We start from the raw sequence: 15827 nt of genomic DNA on the forward strand, positions 1-15827 counted from the left end.
TCGCGCGACCCGGTCCGCGCCCACTCAAAGACCTACAAGACAGAGCTGTCTGGAGATTCCGAAGATGATCGTCATGCTCGAGCCGGACTCACCCGAGTCCGTGGTGTCCGCCGTCCTCCAAGCCGCCGCCCAGTACAAGGGGGTGACGCCGCGTCCTCACGTCATCGAGGGAGCGGAGTTCACGGTGACGGAGGTGTACCTGCTGGGCTCCACGGCCCAGGTGCCCACGGAGGTCTTCGAGCAGATTCCGGGCGTGCGGCAGGTGGTGCGGGTGTCGCAGAAGTACCGGGTCATCGGCCGGCACAAGGGCCAGCGCACGACGACGGGCTTCGAGTACAACGGCGTGACGTTCGATGAGCGCTCGGTGCAGTTGTTCGCGGGCCTGTGCGCGGTGGACACGAAGGAGAACGTGGAGACGATGATGGCGGCGCTCGCGCGCCACGACATCCGCACCACGCGCATGGGGGCGTACAAGCCTCGCACCAACCCGTACGAGTTCCAGGGCCTGGGCGCGGCGTGCCTGCCGTGGGTGTTCGAGTCCGCGGGGAAGCACGGCATCAAGGTCGTGGCGATGGAGGTGACGCATCCTCGCCACATCGACGAGATTCGCGACGCGCTGGAGCGCTCGGGCAACGCCACGGGCGTCATGCTCCAGGTGGGCACGCGCAACGCGCAGAACTTCGAGCTGCTCAAGTCCATCGGTCAGCAGCGCGTGTTCCCGGTGCTCTTCAAGCGCGGCATGGGCATCACCCTGGAGGAGTCCCTCAACGCCTGCGAGTACATCGCGAGCGAGGGCAACCCGAAGATCGTCTTCTGCCTGCGTGGCGTGAAGACGCACCTGGGGGATCCGCACCGCAACATGGTGGACTTCGCGCACGTGCCCGTGGTGCGGCGGCTCACGCGCATGCCCGTGTGCGTGGACCCGTCGCACGCCATCGGCCGCGCGGACCTGCCGCCGGACGGTCTGCCGGACATCTTCCACGCGATTGGACAGGGGCTCATCGCGGGCGCGTCCATGGTGCTGGTGGACTTCCACCCGCAGCCCGAGGCCGCGCTGTGCGACGGCCCGCAGGCGCTGCGCATGGAGCAGCTCGGCGCGCTCCAGCGCTACACGCAGATCATCCGCGAGGCGTACCAGTCCGCCGTGAAGAACGGCGATGGACTGACGGCCTGAGGCCGCCCGCGCGGTGTGGCGCTCGACTCAGGCCACGCCGTCGCACCGCACCCGCGAGGCGCTCGACTCAGGCCGCGCCATAGCTGCCGAGCACGCGCAGGGTGATGCACGCCGCCTGGGCTGCCTGCACCGCCTCGCGCACGCGCGCTTCCTCCAGCTCCCCCTCGACATCCAGGCACCAGACGTACTCCCACGCCCGGCGCTGGGGACGCGACTCCAGTCGGGACACGTCCAGCCCTCGCGCGGAGAACGCCCCCAGCACGCGGTACAGCGCCCCAGGCTCATTGGGCACCGTCAGGGCGAGCGCCGTCTTGCGCCGCTTCCACGTGTGCTCGGGCTGCTGCCCCAGCGTGACGAAGCGCGTGTAGTTGTCCGATGAGTCCTCCACGCCATCCTCGAGCACCACCAGCCCATACAGCTCCGCCGCCAGGCTGCTGGCGATGGCCGCCGTGCGCGGGAGCGCCTCGCGCGAGATTCTTCGCGCCGCGATGGCGGTGTTCGCCTCGGGCACGGGCTTGAGGCCGCGCCGCCGCAGATAGCCCGCGCACTGCGCCAGCGCCTGGGGATGTGACAGCACCTGCTCCACGTCCTCCATCGCGAGCCCCGGAGGCGCGACGAGGCAGTGGTGGATGCGCAAGGACAGCTCACCGGAGATGGGCAGGTCATGCTCCAGCAGCAGGTCCACGTTCTCCGCCACCGGCCCGCCCAGCGAGCTCTCCACCGGAATCACGCCGCTGTCCACGTGGCCCTCGGCCACCGCCTCGAACACGGCGCGGAAGGTGGGGCAGGGGACCGCCTCGACGTCCGGTCCATACAACACGCGCAGCGCCTCTTCACCGTACGCGCCCGGCTCTCCCTGGAACGCGACGCGAAGCTCCGAGGGCGACAACTCATCCATGGCTTCCCTCGGCCCGGGCATACGTGCCCAGCACGCGCAGGAAGGACGTCAGCGGCCGGATGTCCTCCAGCGCGGCCGTCAGCGGCGCGGAGGCCGCATGGCCCTCCACGTCGACATAGAACCGGTACTGCCACGGCCGACCCGGGATGGGCCGCGACTCCAGCTTGCTCAGGTTCACACCCCGCAGCGTCAACCGCTGGAGCATCTCTCCCAGCGTGCCCGGCTTGTGCTCCAGCACCATCAGCAGCGACGTCTTGCACGGCACGCCCGGCGCCAGCGGCGTGGGCTCGCGGCCCACCTCCACGAAGCGCGTGTAGTCGAACTCCGGCTGGAGCTCGCGCGCCAGGACCTCCAGGCCGAAGCGCTGCGCGGCCGTCTCGCTGGCGATGGCGGCCACCGTGGCGTCGTTGCGCTCACGCACCTTCTGCGCCGCGCCACCCGTGTCCGAGTCCGGCACCGCCCGCACCCACGGCAGCTTCTCGCGCAGGTATGCCTCACACTGCGCCAGCGCCTGCGGATGCGAGATGACCTCGCGCAGCCCCTCCAGCTTCGCGCCCGGCAGCCCGAGCAGCCGGTGGTCCACCTGGCTCACCAGCTCCGCGGTGATGACCACGCCGCCCTCGGCGAGCAGGTCGTACGTCTCGTTCATGCTGCCGGCGGTGGTGTTCTCGATGGGCAGCAGCGCCAGGTCCTGCTCGCCGCGCCGCACCGCCTCCACCACCTCGCGCGCATCGTCGAAGCCCGTCAGCAGCACGCCGCCAGCGCGGCCCGAGTAGAGCCTGCGCGCGGCCAGGTGGCTGTAGGAGCCCTCGACGCCCGGATAGCCCACGCGCAGCGGCGTCGTGTCCAGCCGCGTGACGAGCGCCTGCTGCCGCGCCACCGACATGTCGATGACCAGCCGCCAGATGCGCTCGGTCTCGTGCGGGTCCAACCCGTGCTCGGACGCGCGCGTGCGGATGCGGCGCAGCAGCAGGTCCTCGCGACGCTGGTCCCGGAACGGCGCCGCGGTGGCCAGCTTGGAGCGCGCCACGTCGTCCGCCAGGTCCATGCGGCGGCGGAGCGCGTCGAGAATCTCCTCGTCCAGGTTCTCGATGGCGGTGCGCAGCGCGTCCAGGTCCGGCGAGGTGCTCATCGCCCCGGCTCCCTCAGCTCGCGGGACATCAGGTGATGAGGCCCGATGCCGGGCAGCTCGAACGGCTCTCCGTGCTGGACGAACCCGAGCGAGCGATAGAAGCCCGAGGCGGTCGACCGCGCGTTGCACCACACCTGCGTGCCCTTCTGCGTCACGGCGTGCTCCATGCACGCCTTCAACAGGGCCGCGCCCAGCCCCTGTCCCTGGCGTCCGTGCTCCACGGCCATGCCCCGCAGGCGCCACGCGGTGATGGCCTTCAGGGCGTAAGGTGGAGGCTCGCGGTAGATGGAGGCCACCCCGAGCAGGCGGCCTTCCGAGTACAGGCCCAGGTGCACGGTGTCCGGGTCGTCGTCTCCAGGATAGACGACGGCCTCGGGAGGCTGATGGGGGCGAAGCACGGCGCGGCGCAGGCCACGGGTCTCCGCGGCGGGAATCCGTCGGATTTCGGAGGAGCTCACGCTTTCGAGTATGCCGTTTTCCGACCTCGTGCGTCCTCATTCCGTGGAAGCCGTCGAGGAGGTCTTTCCGCCGTGAAGGGTACCGCCATCCTGGAGGAGCCTGGAACGCCAGCGCGCGCCACCGCCGCGCTCGGGTTCGAGTCGCTCCTGGAGGCGGAGCAGGCCGGGCTGCTGCGCCTGGCCCGGCGGCTGGTGTGGGACGCGGAGGAGGCGAGGGACGTGGTTCAGGCAACCCTGGCTGATGCCTACGAGAAGCGCCACGGCTTGAAGGACTTGCAAGCGGGGCCCGCGTGGCTGCGGCGCATCCTGGTGTCCCGCGCGATGAGCCACCTGCGCAGGCGACGCGTGTGGAACGTGCTGCGTGAGGCGTTGGACGGGGGCACGCCCCTGGAGCTGTCGCCGGAGGAGCGCTTCGTCGGCGCCGAGCGCTGGCGGGCCCTGGGCCGCGCGGTGCGGGCGCTCCCGTCGCAGCAGGCCACGGCCTTCAGCCTGCGCTACCTGGAGGGACTCGAGTTGGACGCTGTCGCGGAGGCCATGGGCATCGAGCGGGGCACCGTTCGCATCCACCTGTATCGCGCGCTCAAGAAGCTCAAGGCCGAGCGGGCCCTCGAAGGAGAAACGCCATGAGATGCCACGACGTGGCCCCCATCCTCCTGGAGTCCTCGCCCCCGTGGCCTCCCGAGGCGCGCGCCCACCTGGAGGGCTGTGAGGAATGCCGGACGCTCGCGGCCGTGCATGCCTCGGCGTCGCGGCTGCGCCTGCCCGTGACGCCGCCCCTGACGCCGGTGACTCGCGAGGCCGTGCTCGGCGAGGTGCGCCGCCGCAAGGTGCGCCGCCGTGTCGCCGCGGGCGTGGTGGCGTCGTTCTGTCTGCTCGGCCTGACGTGGCTGTCGCGGCCCGAGTCACCGGGGCCCCGCGTGTCGGAAGACACCTACGTCCAGGTCGACGACACCGCGCCCCGGTCCGAGCTGGAGCTGCGCCGCGCGGACACGGAGGCCGAGCCGGAGCCGGAGGCCCTGGCGCAATGGGGCCGCACCTCGCTGTCCGACCTCTTCACCGAGGTCCGTGGCTACACGCGGCGCGACGCCGTGTACCGCGATGACCTCTACCGACCTTTCGGGGCGATGGCCGCGTGGCTGCGCCCCCCGGATTCCCGCGCGCTGGAAGCACCGCCGTTCCGAACGGCGATTCAACCCATCAGTGACCAGGAGTCGATGCCATGAAGCTTCGCACGTCCATGTTGTTGGCCGCGGCGGCGTTGAGCCCGCTGCTCGCATCCTCGCCCGCACAGGCCCAGTCCGAGCCCGAGAACATCGTCGTCCACCGCGCCGGCCCGGGAACGCTGCACGTCATGGGGCCCGCGGACAGCACGCTCCCGCTGGGCCCGCTGCCTCCCGCCGCGCACGGCATCCCGCCGCAGGTGGTGGAGAAGCTGGGCATCCCCCGGGACGTGGCGAAGCAGATTCAAGACCTGACGTTCGACGCGAACGAGGCCGTCATCCCGCTGGAGGCGGACCTCAAGCGCGCGCAGCTCCAGCTCGAGCGCCAGCTGCGCGCGGACTCCACCGATGAGAACGCGGTGCTCAAGCAGGTGGAGGAGGTGGGCCGCGCGGAGACGGCGGTGCGCAAGAACCGCCTGTCGTTGATGGTCCGCATCAAGCGACTGTTGGGGCCCGAGCTGTGGCGCAAGGTGGAGGCGGAGATGGGCACGGTGCGCATCCAGAAGCGCATCGAACTCCGCAAGGGCTTCCCGGGCGAGGACGGCCCCGGCCCCGGCGGCCCTGGCCCGCGCAAGCCGTAGCGTTCCGGACAGACGCGGGCTCTTTCGGTGGACCCCTCCAGGGAAGGACGAGGGGGCCCGCGTATCCTGGGAGGCATGGCCCACCTTCCGGATTCGGAGCGTCAGCTCGAGGAGGATGCCGCCCAGCTCCAGCGGCTGGGGTACGCGCAGGAGCTGTTGCGCGGCATGGGTGGCTTCTCCAACTTCGCCGTCTCCTTCTCCATCATCTCCATCCTCACCGGCGCCGTGACGCTGTATGGCCATGGGCTGCGCTTCGGCGGGCCGATGGTGATGGGCGTGGGCTGGCCGCTGGTGGCGGTGATGACGCTCACGGTGGCGGCGAGCCTGGCGCAGCTCGCGTCGTCGTTCCCCACCGCGGGCGCGCTGTACCACTGGGCCGCCATGCTCGGCGGTCCCCGCGTGGGCTTCTTCACCGCGTGGCTGAACACCCTGGGCCAGTTCGCGATTACGGCGGGCATCGACTACGGGCTCGCGGAGTTCCTCGCGGACATGCTCGGCTGGCCCCGCGAGCGCATGTCCGTGCTGCCGCTGTACGCGGGCATCCTGCTGTCCCACGCGGTGCTCAACCACGTGGGCGTGCGCGTCGTCGCGTGGCTCAACGACTTCTCCGCCTGGTACCACGTGGGCGGGGTGGTGGTGCTCATCGGCGCGCTCGCGCTGTTCGCGCCCAAGCAGGACGCGGCCTTCCTGATGACGCGCTTCAGCTCGGAGACGCCGCTGTATGCCTATGGCTTCCTCATCGGCCTGCTCCAGGCGCAGTGGACCTTCACCGGCTATGACGCCAGCGCGCATGTCTCCGAGGAGACGAAGGACCCCACGCGCAATGCTCCCTGGGGCATCTTCCTGTCCGTGGCCGTCAGCGCCGTCGCGGGATACCTCCTGCTGGGCGCGGTGACGCTGTCCATCCAGGATCTGCCCACCACGGCCGCCGCCGCCAACCCGTTCCTCCATGTGCTCACGCAGGGCCTGGGCCCCTCGCTGGGTGGCGCGCTGGTGTGGGTGGCCATCGGCGCCATGTGGTTCTGTGGACTGTCCTCGGTGACGTCCAACTCGCGCATGCTGTTCGCCTTCGCGCGCGACAACGGCCTGCCCGCGTCGAAGTGGCTCGCGAGCGTGTCGCCGCGCTTTCGCAGTCCCGCCGTCGCCGTCTGGGTGTCGGTGGCGGGCAGCGGCCTGGTCGCGCTGTGGAGCGAGGCGTACGCGGCCATGGTGGCGCTGAGCACGCTGGCGCTCTACGCGTCCTATGCCTTGCCCGTCTGGGTGGGCCTGCGCGCGCGCCGCTCCGGGACGTGGTCGCACCGAGGGCCGTGGGACCTGGGGCGCGCGTCGTCGTGGGTCAACGCGGTGGCGCTGGCGTGGTGCGGGGTGGTGATGGTGCTGTTCGTGCTGCCGCCCAACCAGCTCGCCGGCTACACGTTCGCCGGCGCGCTGGGGCTGTTGGGCCTGTACTGGGCGCTGGTGCAGCGGCACAGCTTCACGGGGCCGAAGGTGACGCTGCTGCGGCCCCCGGAGGCCGCGGCTACTTCGGCAGCGCCGTCTTCCCCATCTTCAGGATGAGCTTGAAGTGCTCGGCGGTGACGGGGGCCACGCTGAGCCGGCTGCGGGTGATGAGCGGGAAGTCCTTCAGCGCGGCGGTGGCCTTGACGGTGGCCAGTTCCACGGGCGCCTTGACGGGGACGACGGCGGCCACCTTCACGGAGGCCCAGTCCTCACCCGGGGCGGTGGAGTCCTCCGTCGCCAGCGTGAGCACCCGGGCCACGCCCACCACGGCCTTGCCCTCGTTGGAGTGGTAGTAGAGGCACAGGTCCCCGGGCTTCATCGCCCGCAGGTTGTTGCGGGCCTCGAAGCTGCGGATGCCCGTCCACTCCGTCTGCTTGTCCTTCTCGAGCTGCGCGTACGGGTATACCGACGGCTCGCTCTTGATGAGCCAGTACTGGGTCTTCGACATGGCGGCGCACCATAGAGCAAGGCCGCGTCGCCGCGCGCGGTGTTCCTCAGTGCAGCAGGTCCGACGCCTGCCTCCCGGGCCCCGAGGACGTCAGGCACTGGGCCGCCCACGTCAGCCGCTCCACCTCCCGCAGGCTCGCGAGCATGGCGGCCGCCACGTTCCGCGGACTCTGGAAGTGGAAGTCCCCCCGGCGCGTGCCCTCGGTGAAGACGGACTCCAGGAGGGCGAGCTCCCGCGCGTGCAGGTCCACGACGTACAGGTCGATGAGCGGCAGGATGTCGAGCAGGGCATCGAAGGAGACGTTGAGCTCCCGGAGGATGCGCTCGGTCTGCTCCTGGCGGACCTCCACGAAGGTGCGCACCTGCTGCTCGGGGGAGGGCGCGCGGGCGACGGCGCGCTCCAGCGCCTCCATCGCCGGCACGCCGTGCTGCCGCACCACCTCGATGAACAGCGCCTCCTTGCTGGAGAAGTGGCGGAAGACCTGGCCGTGCTCCAGCCCCGCGCGCCGCGCGATGTCCTCGAGCGACACCCGGGTGAAGCCGAGCTGGGCGAAGTGCTGTGTGGCGGCGGTGAGGATGGCGGTGCGCTGCTGCGTGCTCAAGACGGACCTCGCTGTCTGAGGGACGACGGCTACATGGAGAGGCCCGCGGCGAAGCTGACGACGAGCTCTCGGGTCTGGGGGGCCCGCGTCACATCCAGGCCCAGGGCGGGGACGGCGACACTGCGCAGGTACATGCGCAGCCCGGCGCCGGGGGCGACGTAGCGCGTGACTGTATTCCTCCACTCCACGTGTCCGGCGTCGATGAAGGCATGCGCGGTGAAGGTCGCCAGGCTGGGGCTCCAGAGGGGGACCTGGTACTCGAGCGTGGCGATGGCGGCCTGCTCCGCCCAGAGCGTCGCCAGCGTGAAGCCGCGCGTGCCCGTGCGCTGCCCCAGCAGCACCGCGTCCAAAGTGGAATCTCCGTCCACGTAATCGAGCGTGCCCGACAGGGTGAGCGCATGGTTCCCGAACAACGCATGGGTGTAGGCGGCCGTGAGGGTCGCCTGTCGGTAGTCCCGGGAACCGCTCCCCAGGTCGAACCCCTGACGCAGGTTCAGACGCGCGAACAGCCCTTCGTTGAAGAAAAAGTGGAAGTCCTGCCCCAGGTACTCCGCCACGGCGCTGACGCCCTGCGCGTGGCTCCGTTCAGGAGCGGGCTCATCCTCGTTCGCGCGGAGCGGCCGGTTGAAGATACCGAACAGTCCCGCGCCCACGTTGAGCTCGGGCGTGAGCTGGTGGCCGAGCACGCCGGACACGTCCAGCCGTCGGTCCGTGTACTCGTCGACGACGATGTCTCGCACGCGACGCTCGCGGTCCAGCTTGGCGTACTGCCCGAAGAGGGTGCCCGTCCACCGGCTGCCGCGGATGCTCGGGTCCTTGTACAGGGAGAAGACATTGCCGCCGCGGTTGCCCGCCATCGCCCCGAGCACGAAGAGCTTGTGCAGGCCGAAGACGTTGCTCTCCAACAGGAACAGCCCCGCCTGCCACTGGCCATTGCTGGAGGTGAACATGGGGATGGGCAGCAGCGTCCAGCGCTCCTCCACCTTGATTCGCAGTGCCACGCCGTCGCCCTCGTGACGCGTGCGCACCTCGACGTGCTCGAAGAGCTTCAGGTTGAGCAGCCGTCGCTTCAGCTCCTCCGTCGCGCCGGCGGTGAGCAGCTCTCCGGCCTGGATGCGCAGCGCGCGCAGGATGACGACCTCTTGGGTGCGCTCGTTGCCCTCGATGTCGATGCGCTCGATGCGCCCGGTCAGCTCCGGCTCGGGTTCGGGCGGTGCCTCGGGCACGGGGACGGCGCGGGACAGCTCCGGGGTGGGCGCGTCCGGGGGCGGCTCCTGGGCGCGCGCGTCCGAGGGCATCAGCGCGGTGTTCAGCGCGAGCACCAGCCACGCCGGTGGATACGTGCACACGCAGGAGGAGAAGGGCTTCATGCGCGGGGTCTCCTGGCCGCGTCGAGGCGCGAGGCGCGGGCCCGCGCGCGAGCGGGCGAGGGCGGACGGTGGAGCGGCTTCAGGGTGAGAGCCAGGCGGGCGGGTGGAGGTCGTCCGAGCCTCCACCTGGGGTCGGAGAAGAGGAGAGGGGCGCCGGGGGTGTTTGTCATGGCCCGGCTCCGGGGTCAGTCGTGAGGGACGCGCACGGTGTCGTGCAGGCGGTCCATGAGGCGGAAGAGCGTCTCCAGCTCCTCCGGGGGCAGCGTGGCGAAGAAGCCCGTGAGCGCCGTCTCGATGCGCTCGCGGATGCCCTCGTAGATGGACCGGCCTTCCGGGGTGAGGGCGTTGACCACGCTGCGGCGGTCCGAGGGGTGGCGGGTGCGCTCGACGAGCCCGCGGGCCTCGAGCCGGTCCACCACCCCGGTGATGCTCTTGTCGTGGATGTCCGCCAGGCGCGACAGGGCGCCCGTGTTCAAGGGCCCTTCGTGACCCAGCCAGATGATGACGTGGCTCTGGGGAGAGCTCAGCTCGTGCGCGTCGCAGAACTGCTTGACGGGGTCGCGCAGCACGGAGCGGTCCCGATTGAAGTCCAGCAGCTTCCCGAAGAACCGCGCGCCCTGCTCGCGCAGCCCCCGCGAGCTGTCGACGGCCGCCTTCGTCGCCTTCTTCCGCATGGAATCGCACCCACTCCCGCCAGACGCTCCCCTGAGGGACTGCCCCGGGCGCGGCACGCGTCATGCCCCGGAGAGATACACCACGTTGCCGATATTCCGCAATGTGGAATATCCGCGATGCGTCGGGATGGGGCCTTCCTGGCGTGGCGGGGCGTGAAGCGGGCTGGCGGGGTCCCACCGCGCGCGTTACCTGTGGCCGCGCATTTTCACGAGGGAACGAATGGACCTGGACTTGAAGGACAAGGTGGCGTTGGTGACCGGCTCCACGGCGGGCATCGGCCTGGCAATCGTGGAGGCGCTCGCGCGCGAGGGAGCGGAGGTCATCGTCAACGGCCGCACCCAGGCGCGCGTGGACGCGGCCATCGCCGAGGTGCGCCGCAAGCAGCCGGAGGCGCGCCTGCGCGGCGTCGCGGTGGACCTGGGCACCGCCGAGGGCGCCGGCCGCTTCCTCCAGCAGGTGCCCCACGTGGACATCCTGGTCAACAACCTGGGCATCTTCGAGCCCAAGCCCTTTGAAGACATCTCCGACGAGGAGTGGCTGCGCACCTTCGACGTCAACGTGATGAGCGGCGTGCGCCTGAGCCGCCACTACCTCAAGGGCATGCGCCAGAAGGACTGGGGCCGCGTCGTCTTCATCTCCAGCGAGTCCGGCGTGCAGATTCCGGTGGAGATGATCCACTACGGGGTGACGAAGACGGCGCAGATCGCCCTCGCGCGCGGCATCGCCGAGGGCCTGGGCGGCACGAACATCACCGCCAACTCCATCCTCCCGGGCCCCACGCGCTCCGAAGGCGTGGAGGTGTTCCTGGGCGAGCTGTCGCGTCAGCAGGGCGTGGACGTGGCCACGGTGGAGAAGGGGTTCTTCAAGAGCGCCAGGCCCTCGTCGCTGCTCCAGCGCTTCGCCACCACGGACGAGGTCGCCGCCCTGGTGGCCTTCGTGTGCAGCCCCAAGGCCTCCGCCATCAACGGCGCCGCGCTGCGCGTGGACGGCGGCGTGGTGCGCGCCATCCCCTGAGGTCGTCGCGTGGACGACATCCAGCCACCCCCGAGTCTGGGGCGAGGCTGAAAAGAAGAAGGCCCGGCGTCCCAGGGGACACCGGGCCTTTTTACTGTCACGGCGTCGGGTGTCAGGCCTGGTTGGCCATGCCGCGCGCCGTCTCCTCACCAGGCTTGCCGCTCAACAGCGCGCTGCTCGCGTACAGGGCCAGGCCCACGACACCCAGCGCCGCGGCCTCCGTCTGCGCCATGAAGGCCACGCCCATCCACGCCATCACACCGGTTCCCATCGCGAACGCCGCCGCCACCGCCCCCGCTGCCTTCCTCATCCGCTGGCTCCCTGTCTGCTGGGCCCACTGGCCCGTTGTGGAAACAAAACTCCTCCCGCTCAACAGACTTCAAACCGCGTGCCGAGCACCCACCGTGCGGATTGAGAACCCACATGCCCCGCGGTGGGAAATCGTCTTCCATCAACAGGGCCCGGACTGTCGAAAGGACCAGACTCCTACCCTGTCGGATGCCAGTAATTCTTCCCGACCCGCGCGACGCCACAACGTGGGCAGTTTCGTAACCCACGGCGATCCATGGGCTTTCCCTCACAGGGCTCAGTGGCACACCCGCTGCTATGGCAACCGCGCCGAGAGCGACGGTCACCGCGAGGTGCGGGACCTCGGACGACATCCGCAGCGAGACGAGGGAGAAGACGATGGGCAAGACGAGCGCGGGGTTCTGGACGGTGTTGGGGGTGATGCTGCTGGGCGGGTGCGCGCACCAGCCGGCGGTGAAGGTGGACAACTCCGAGCAGCCCTACCGCATCGGCCGTGAGGACGTGCTGGACATCGCGGTGTGGCGGGACGCGGAGCTGAGCCGCACCATTCCCGTCCGTCCGGATGGCTTCATCTCCATGCCGATGGTGGGCGAGGTGCAGGCGGCGGGCAAGACGCCCACGGAGCTGGCCGAGTCCCTGAAGCAGAGCTTCCAGTCGTATGTGCAGGAGCCCCGCGTGACGGTCATCGTCCGCGAGGTCAACAGCAGCCGCGTGTTCGTCACCGGCGAAGTCACGCACCCGGGCGCCTATCCGCTGCGCGGCCGCGTGTCGCTCATCCAGGCCATTGCCCTGGCGGGTGGCTTCACGGACTTCGCCAACTCGGACGGCATCGTGGTCATCCGCAGCGACGGCAACGGCGGGCAGATTCCGGTGCGCTACAGCGACCTCATCTCTCCGGACGGTGGTCAGGACGTCATCCTGCGTCCCGGCGACACCATCGTCGTGCCGTGAAGGGGTGTCGAGGGCAGTCGGGTGGCGGTGGGTCCATGGGTCGAGGGTGGCGTAGGCGAGGGAGGACGACGGTGAAGGGCGACTGGAAGAAGTGGTTGCTGACAGGCCTGATGCTCACCGCGCCGGCGGCATCCGCGGCGACCGTGTGGGAGCCTCGGCTGCGCATCTCCGCCGAGGAGCGCTACGACGACGACCTGCGCCTGGGCGGCCCGGATGCGACGGGCGGCCAGTTGATGACGAAGCTGTCGCCGCGCGTGGGTGTGCAGGGGCGCGACGGGCGGCTGGACCTCAACAGCTTCTATGCCGCGGACGTGCTGATGCGGCATGGCTCGGGCAAGGTGACGCTGGACCACCGGGGTGGGCTGGAGCTGCGCCACCTGCTGTCTCGCAGGCTGCGGGTGGACTCCAACGTGCGCGTCTTCCGCGTCACGGACCCCATGTCCCTGCCGCGTGACGGCCTGGCGCGCTCCACGTCGCCCACGTTCTACACCCAGGCCCGCGTGGGCCTGACGGGCCGCGCCACGGACCGCATGGACGTGCGCGTGGGCTACGGGCTGGAGGCGGTGCGCATCCTCGAGGATGGCCAGAAGGCGGGCTATGCGCATACGCCGTCGCTGGAGCTGATGTATCGCACCACGCGCCGGCTCACCCTGGGCATGGAGTACCGGTACCAGGGCTTCCTGTATGACAATGAATTGTCCCAGTCGCACGGCGTGGCGGGGACGCTGCGCTACCGGCTGACCCGCCCGACGACGTTCATCGCCCGGGCGGGCCCGGTGCGCTACCTGGCGCCGACGGGGCAGGAGGGCGGCTGGGTGCCTCGCGTCAACCTGGAGCTGGCGCGCGAGGGCGAGCTGTTCGACCTGGGAGTCGCGGTGGGGCATGACCTGGTGGGCGCGAGCGGCTTCGCGAACGCCCTGTGGGCGGACTACGCGACGGTGTCGCTGGCGCGCAGGTTCAACCACCAGCTGTCGGCGTTCGGCGCGGCCAGCTTCTTCCGCAACGGGCAGGCGCCCGGGCGGGACTGGTCGACGTTCAGCAGCACCCCCCTGGTGTCGCAGGGGTACGCAGTTGGAGGCGGAGTGGAGTACCGCTTCAGCCGCCAGGTGGCGGCTCAGGGGGCGGTGGATCGGATTGCCCAGGTGGGCGTGGCGGACTCGGCGGGCGTGGCGGGCGACCTGACGCGCAACGTATTCGCGGTCCGTCTCATCGTGACGGCGTGGTGACAACACGTGAGTGGGTTGGAGGAGGAGCGAGTCATGGAGCGTGGGATGACGGCGGACCAGCTGCTGGCCTCACTGTGGCGCCGCAAGGCGTTGGTGGGAGCCATCGCGGCAGTGGTCTTCGCGGTGGGCGCGGCCATCGTGTTGACCCGGCCGAGCATGTACGAGGCGTCGGTGGTGGTCCGCGTGGAGCCGCAGCGGCCCGGTGAGGAGATGGTGCAGCGCACGGTGAGCGAGCTCATCGAGCAGCGGTTGCTCACCGTTCGACAGGAGCTGCTGGCACGGCCCGTGCTCCAGAAGGCCATCGAGGAGATGAACCTCTACCCGGACATCGTGTCCGAGAAGGGCATGGAGGCGGCCGTCGCGCAGATGCGCAAGGATTTGACGGTCCGCGTGGAGGGTGAGACGGCGTTCGAGCTCACCTATGCGAACCGCGACCCGCAGGTGGCGTCGCAGGTGGCCAACCGGCTGCCCACCCTCTTCTCCGAGGAGACCCTGAAGCTGCGCCAGGCGCAGGCGGCGCGCGCCACGGACCTCTTCAACGAGGAGATGGTGCAGATGGGCAAGGCGGTGTCCAACTGGGAGCACAAGATTGCCCAGTTCAAGGTCGCCCACCTGGGCGAGCTGCCCGAGCAGATGGAGATGAACATGCGCGGGCTCGAGCGGGTGTCGCACGAGCTGCAGACCAAGTCGGAGGAGCTGCGCGTGGCGGAGGCGCGTCGCTCGGACCTGGCGCGGGCTCGCAACGCGGTGGACAGCGAGGCGGGGCGGCTGGAGGCGGCGGAGAGCGGGCTGACGCGGGCCCTGGTCAACGCTCGCACCACGTGGACGGAGGACCACCCTGAGATCAAGCGCATGTCGTCGGAGCTGGCCAGCATGACGGAGCGCCGCAAGGAGGCCGAGGGCCGGCTGTGGGCCGAGCGCGCCGAGCGCACCCGGGTGGCCAGCCTCATCGGCAACATCCAGAAGGAGATTGTCGACCTGCAGGGCAAGGCGGAGGCCTACCAGGCGCGGTTGAACAACACCCCGAAGTGGGCGCACGAGCTGGCGGTGATGAACCGCGACTACGAAATCGCGCGCACCAAGTACCAGAGCGTGGTGAGCCGCAAGGTGGAGGCGGAGATCGCCCAGGAGCTGGAGGCCAAGAGCGCCAAGAGCCTGTTCAACGTCATCTCCCCTGCGGGGGTGCCGGTGACGCCCGCCCGGCCGGACAAGTTCGCGGGGATGGTGATGGTGCTGCTGGTGGCGCTGGGCCTGGGCGTGCTGGCCGGAGCGGTGCTGGAGATGCGGGATGACAGCCTGCGCGACGGGACGGAGGTGCGCCAGCGCCTGACCCTGCCGGTGCTGGCGGTGGTGCCGGACATGCAAGGCAAGACGGAGCGGCGGGTGCTGATGCCTTCGTCGGGGTCGCGCAACAACGTGTCGAACCCCACCTCGTTGAACTGACACCCACGGAAAGGACGGAAGACGGACATGGATCAGACGATGGAGCGGGCGGGAAACTTCCTCCCCCGGGTGGATGACAACGCGGCGAATCCGAACGCGGTGGACCGGCGGGTGGTGACGCTGACGGCGCCGGCCTCGGCGGCGGCGGAGCAGTACCGCAGCCTGTACTACCGGTTGGAGCGGATGCGGGAGCTGCGGCCGATGAAGGTCGTGGCGCTCACCTCGGCGATGCCGGGCGAGGGCAAGACGGTGACGAGCGTCAACCTGGCGATGGCGGCCGCCCGGGCGAACCCGGACCGGCGCATCCTCCTGGTGGACGCGGACCTCCGACGCGGCGGGGTGGCGAACACGCTGGGGGTGCGCAACAAGACGGGCCTGGCGGAGCTGCTCACGGGCGAGGTGGAGGTGCGCGACGTGGTGCGCCGCTTCAACTCCACGCGCCTGGCGCTCATCCCCGCCGGCGCCACGCCGGAGGAGCCGTCGCAGGTGCTGGCCAGCCCCCGCATGAAGCAGTTCCTCAAGGCGGTGCGTGAGGGCTTCGACGAGGTGTACATCGACCTGCCGCCCACGCTGCCCTTCGCCGACGCGGCGATTTTGGGCCACCAGGTGGACGGCGTGCTGATGGTCATCCGCGCCAACGTGACGCCGGGCAAGACGGTGCACCAGGCGGTGGAGCAGCTGGCCGGCGCGCCCATCCTGGGCTGCGTCCTCAACGGCGCGGAGGTGCACGCGACGCCGTATCTGAAGAACTACGAGAAGCAGAAGTAGAGAGGCGGAAGACCCTCCGCCCCGGCTCCCGGTGACGGGGCAGGGGCGGAGGGCTTTGT

The 15827-nt window shown here is 70.2% G+C and carries 18 protein-coding genes; 10 read left to right on the top strand and 8 right to left on the bottom strand.

Annotated features, from left to right (window positions below):
* Nucleotides 1-64 precede the first annotated feature (64 nt).
* Nucleotides 65-1174, top strand: a complete 1110-nt coding sequence (locus FL311_RS16100; RefSeq protein ID WP_141326024.1) for a 3-deoxy-7-phosphoheptulonate synthase — start codon at nt 65-67, stop codon at nt 1172-1174.
* A gap of 67 nt (nt 1175-1241) precedes the next feature.
* Here FL311_RS16100 and pheA read toward each other — a convergent pair whose 3' ends face one another.
* Genes pheA through FL311_RS16115 form a run of 3 tightly spaced genes read right to left on the bottom strand, consistent with a single transcriptional unit; the run spans nt 1242 to nt 3662 of the window.
* The gene (gene pheA / locus FL311_RS16105; RefSeq protein ID WP_141326025.1) at nt 1242-2072 is read right to left on the bottom strand and encodes a prephenate dehydratase; all 831 of its coding nucleotides are present in this window, start codon (nt 2070-2072) and stop codon (nt 1242-1244) included.
* Nucleotides 2065-3204, bottom strand: a complete 1140-nt coding sequence (locus FL311_RS16110) for a bifunctional chorismate mutase/prephenate dehydratase (protein WP_141326026.1) — start codon at nt 3202-3204, stop codon at nt 2065-2067. The genes pheA and FL311_RS16110 overlap by 8 nt, the downstream gene beginning before the upstream one ends.
* Nucleotides 3201-3662 (bottom strand): GNAT family N-acetyltransferase, encoded by a 462-nt coding sequence (locus FL311_RS16115; RefSeq protein WP_141326027.1) that lies wholly within the window; start codon nt 3660-3662, stop codon nt 3201-3203. Before FL311_RS16115 ends, FL311_RS16110 begins: the two co-directional genes overlap by 4 nt.
* A 72-nt stretch (nt 3663-3734) precedes the next feature.
* On the opposite strand from FL311_RS16115, the gene FL311_RS16120 reads away from it, so the two are divergent.
* The 4 genes from FL311_RS16120 to FL311_RS16135 all read left to right on the top strand — a co-directional run bounded on the left by FL311_RS16120 (nt 3735) and on the right by FL311_RS16135 (nt 7020).
* On the top strand, nt 3735-4289 hold the full coding sequence (locus FL311_RS16120; protein ID WP_141326028.1) for an RNA polymerase sigma factor: 555 nt from the start codon (nt 3735-3737) through the stop codon (nt 4287-4289).
* Complete coding sequence (locus tag FL311_RS16125) at nt 4286-4885, top strand: hypothetical protein (protein WP_141326029.1); 600 nt, start codon at nt 4286-4288, stop codon at nt 4883-4885. Before FL311_RS16120 ends, FL311_RS16125 begins: the two co-directional genes overlap by 4 nt.
* Entirely contained in the window at nt 4882-5463 is a 582-nt protein-coding gene (locus tag FL311_RS16130) for a periplasmic heavy metal sensor (protein WP_141326030.1), read from the top strand. Before FL311_RS16125 ends, FL311_RS16130 begins: the two co-directional genes overlap by 4 nt.
* Nucleotides 5464-5538: 75 nt before the next feature.
* Nucleotides 5539-7020, top strand: coding sequence for an amino acid permease (locus tag FL311_RS16135; RefSeq protein ID WP_141326031.1), 1482 nt, complete (start codon nt 5539-5541; stop codon nt 7018-7020).
* On the opposite strand, the gene FL311_RS16140 is transcribed toward FL311_RS16135, so the two are convergent.
* From FL311_RS16140 to FL311_RS16155, 4 genes are all read right to left on the bottom strand, one after another.
* The gene (locus FL311_RS16140; RefSeq protein WP_141326032.1) at nt 6983-7411 is read right to left on the bottom strand and encodes an EVE domain-containing protein; all 429 of its coding nucleotides are present in this window, start codon (nt 7409-7411) and stop codon (nt 6983-6985) included. The genes FL311_RS16135 and FL311_RS16140 overlap by 38 nt on opposite strands.
* 46 nt (nt 7412-7457) lie before the next feature.
* The gene (locus tag FL311_RS16145) at nt 7458-8012 is read right to left on the bottom strand and encodes a TetR/AcrR family transcriptional regulator (protein WP_141326033.1); all 555 of its coding nucleotides are present in this window, start codon (nt 8010-8012) and stop codon (nt 7458-7460) included.
* 29 nt (nt 8013-8041) lie between these two features.
* Entirely contained in the window at nt 8042-9382 is a 1341-nt protein-coding gene (locus tag FL311_RS16150; protein WP_141326034.1) for a POTRA domain-containing protein, read from the bottom strand.
* Between the two features lie 185 nt (nt 9383-9567).
* The gene (locus FL311_RS16155) at nt 9568-10056 is read right to left on the bottom strand and encodes a MarR family winged helix-turn-helix transcriptional regulator (RefSeq protein ID WP_141326035.1); all 489 of its coding nucleotides are present in this window, start codon (nt 10054-10056) and stop codon (nt 9568-9570) included.
* A 220-nt stretch (nt 10057-10276) separates the two neighbouring features.
* Here FL311_RS16155 and FL311_RS16160 point away from each other — a divergent pair, with 220 nt between their 5' ends.
* Nucleotides 10277-11071 carry an SDR family NAD(P)-dependent oxidoreductase gene (locus tag FL311_RS16160; protein ID WP_141326036.1) on the top strand — a complete coding sequence of 265 codons (795 nt, stop codon included), beginning with the start codon at nt 10277-10279 and terminating at the stop codon, nt 11069-11071.
* Between the two features lie 112 nt (nt 11072-11183).
* On the opposite strand, the gene FL311_RS16165 is transcribed toward FL311_RS16160, so the two are convergent.
* Nucleotides 11184-11381 carry a hypothetical protein gene (locus tag FL311_RS16165; protein WP_046714359.1) on the bottom strand — a complete coding sequence of 66 codons (198 nt, stop codon included), beginning with the start codon at nt 11379-11381 and terminating at the stop codon, nt 11184-11186.
* Between the two features lie 377 nt (nt 11382-11758).
* On the opposite strand from FL311_RS16165, the gene FL311_RS16170 reads away from it, so the two are divergent.
* The 4 genes from FL311_RS16170 (at nt 11759) to FL311_RS16185 (ending at nt 15768) form a co-directional block, all read left to right on the top strand.
* On the top strand, nt 11759-12331 hold the full coding sequence (locus FL311_RS16170) for a polysaccharide biosynthesis/export family protein (RefSeq protein ID WP_141326037.1): 573 nt from the start codon (nt 11759-11761) through the stop codon (nt 12329-12331).
* 71 nt (nt 12332-12402) lie between these two features.
* Nucleotides 12403-13557 carry a hypothetical protein gene (locus tag FL311_RS16175; protein ID WP_194869224.1) on the top strand — a complete coding sequence of 385 codons (1155 nt, stop codon included), beginning with the start codon at nt 12403-12405 and terminating at the stop codon, nt 13555-13557.
* A 33-nt stretch (nt 13558-13590) separates the two neighbouring features.
* The gene (locus tag FL311_RS16180; protein WP_141326039.1) at nt 13591-15000 is read left to right on the top strand and encodes a Wzz/FepE/Etk N-terminal domain-containing protein; all 1410 of its coding nucleotides are present in this window, start codon (nt 13591-13593) and stop codon (nt 14998-15000) included.
* Between the two features lie 27 nt (nt 15001-15027).
* Entirely contained in the window at nt 15028-15768 is a 741-nt protein-coding gene (locus tag FL311_RS16185; protein ID WP_141326040.1) for a CpsD/CapB family tyrosine-protein kinase, read from the top strand.
* Nucleotides 15769-15827 lie beyond the last annotated feature (59 nt).

It is taken from the genome of Myxococcus sp. AB025B (assembly GCF_006518215.1).
Taxonomy (GTDB): domain Bacteria; phylum Myxococcota; class Myxococcia; order Myxococcales; family Myxococcaceae; genus Myxococcus; species Myxococcus fulvus.

Bases quoted from the DNA above. Each gene is read 5' to 3' on its own strand.
- FL311_RS16170 (WP_141326037.1), top strand. From the start codon at position 11,759: ATGGGCAAGACGAGCGCGGGGTTCTGGACGGTGTTGGGGGTGATGCTG.
- pheA (WP_141326025.1), bottom strand. From the start codon at position 2,072: ATGGATGAGTTGTCGCCCTCGGAGCTTCGCGTCGCGTTCCAGGGAGAG.
- FL311_RS16185 (WP_141326040.1), top strand. From the start codon at position 15,028: ATGGATCAGACGATGGAGCGGGCGGGAAACTTCCTCCCCCGGGTGGAT.
- FL311_RS16160 (WP_141326036.1), top strand. From the start codon at position 10,277: ATGGACCTGGACTTGAAGGACAAGGTGGCGTTGGTGACCGGCTCCACG.
- FL311_RS16125 (WP_141326029.1), top strand. From the start codon at position 4,286: ATGAGATGCCACGACGTGGCCCCCATCCTCCTGGAGTCCTCGCCCCCG.
- FL311_RS16140 (WP_141326032.1), bottom strand. From the start codon at position 7,411: ATGTCGAAGACCCAGTACTGGCTCATCAAGAGCGAGCCGTCGGTATAC.
- FL311_RS16130 (WP_141326030.1), top strand. From the start codon at position 4,882: ATGAAGCTTCGCACGTCCATGTTGTTGGCCGCGGCGGCGTTGAGCCCG.
- FL311_RS16135 (WP_141326031.1), top strand. From the start codon at position 5,539: ATGGCCCACCTTCCGGATTCGGAGCGTCAGCTCGAGGAGGATGCCGCC.
- FL311_RS16165 (WP_046714359.1), bottom strand. From the start codon at position 11,381: ATGAGGAAGGCAGCGGGGGCGGTGGCGGCGGCGTTCGCGATGGGAACC.
- FL311_RS16180 (WP_141326039.1), top strand. From the start codon at position 13,591: ATGGAGCGTGGGATGACGGCGGACCAGCTGCTGGCCTCACTGTGGCGC.
- FL311_RS16155 (WP_141326035.1), bottom strand. From the start codon at position 10,056: ATGCGGAAGAAGGCGACGAAGGCGGCCGTCGACAGCTCGCGGGGGCTG.
- FL311_RS16100 (WP_141326024.1), top strand. From the start codon at position 65: ATGATCGTCATGCTCGAGCCGGACTCACCCGAGTCCGTGGTGTCCGCC.
- FL311_RS16110 (WP_141326026.1), bottom strand. From the start codon at position 3,204: ATGAGCACCTCGCCGGACCTGGACGCGCTGCGCACCGCCATCGAGAAC.
- FL311_RS16150 (WP_141326034.1), bottom strand. From the start codon at position 9,382: ATGAAGCCCTTCTCCTCCTGCGTGTGCACGTATCCACCGGCGTGGCTG.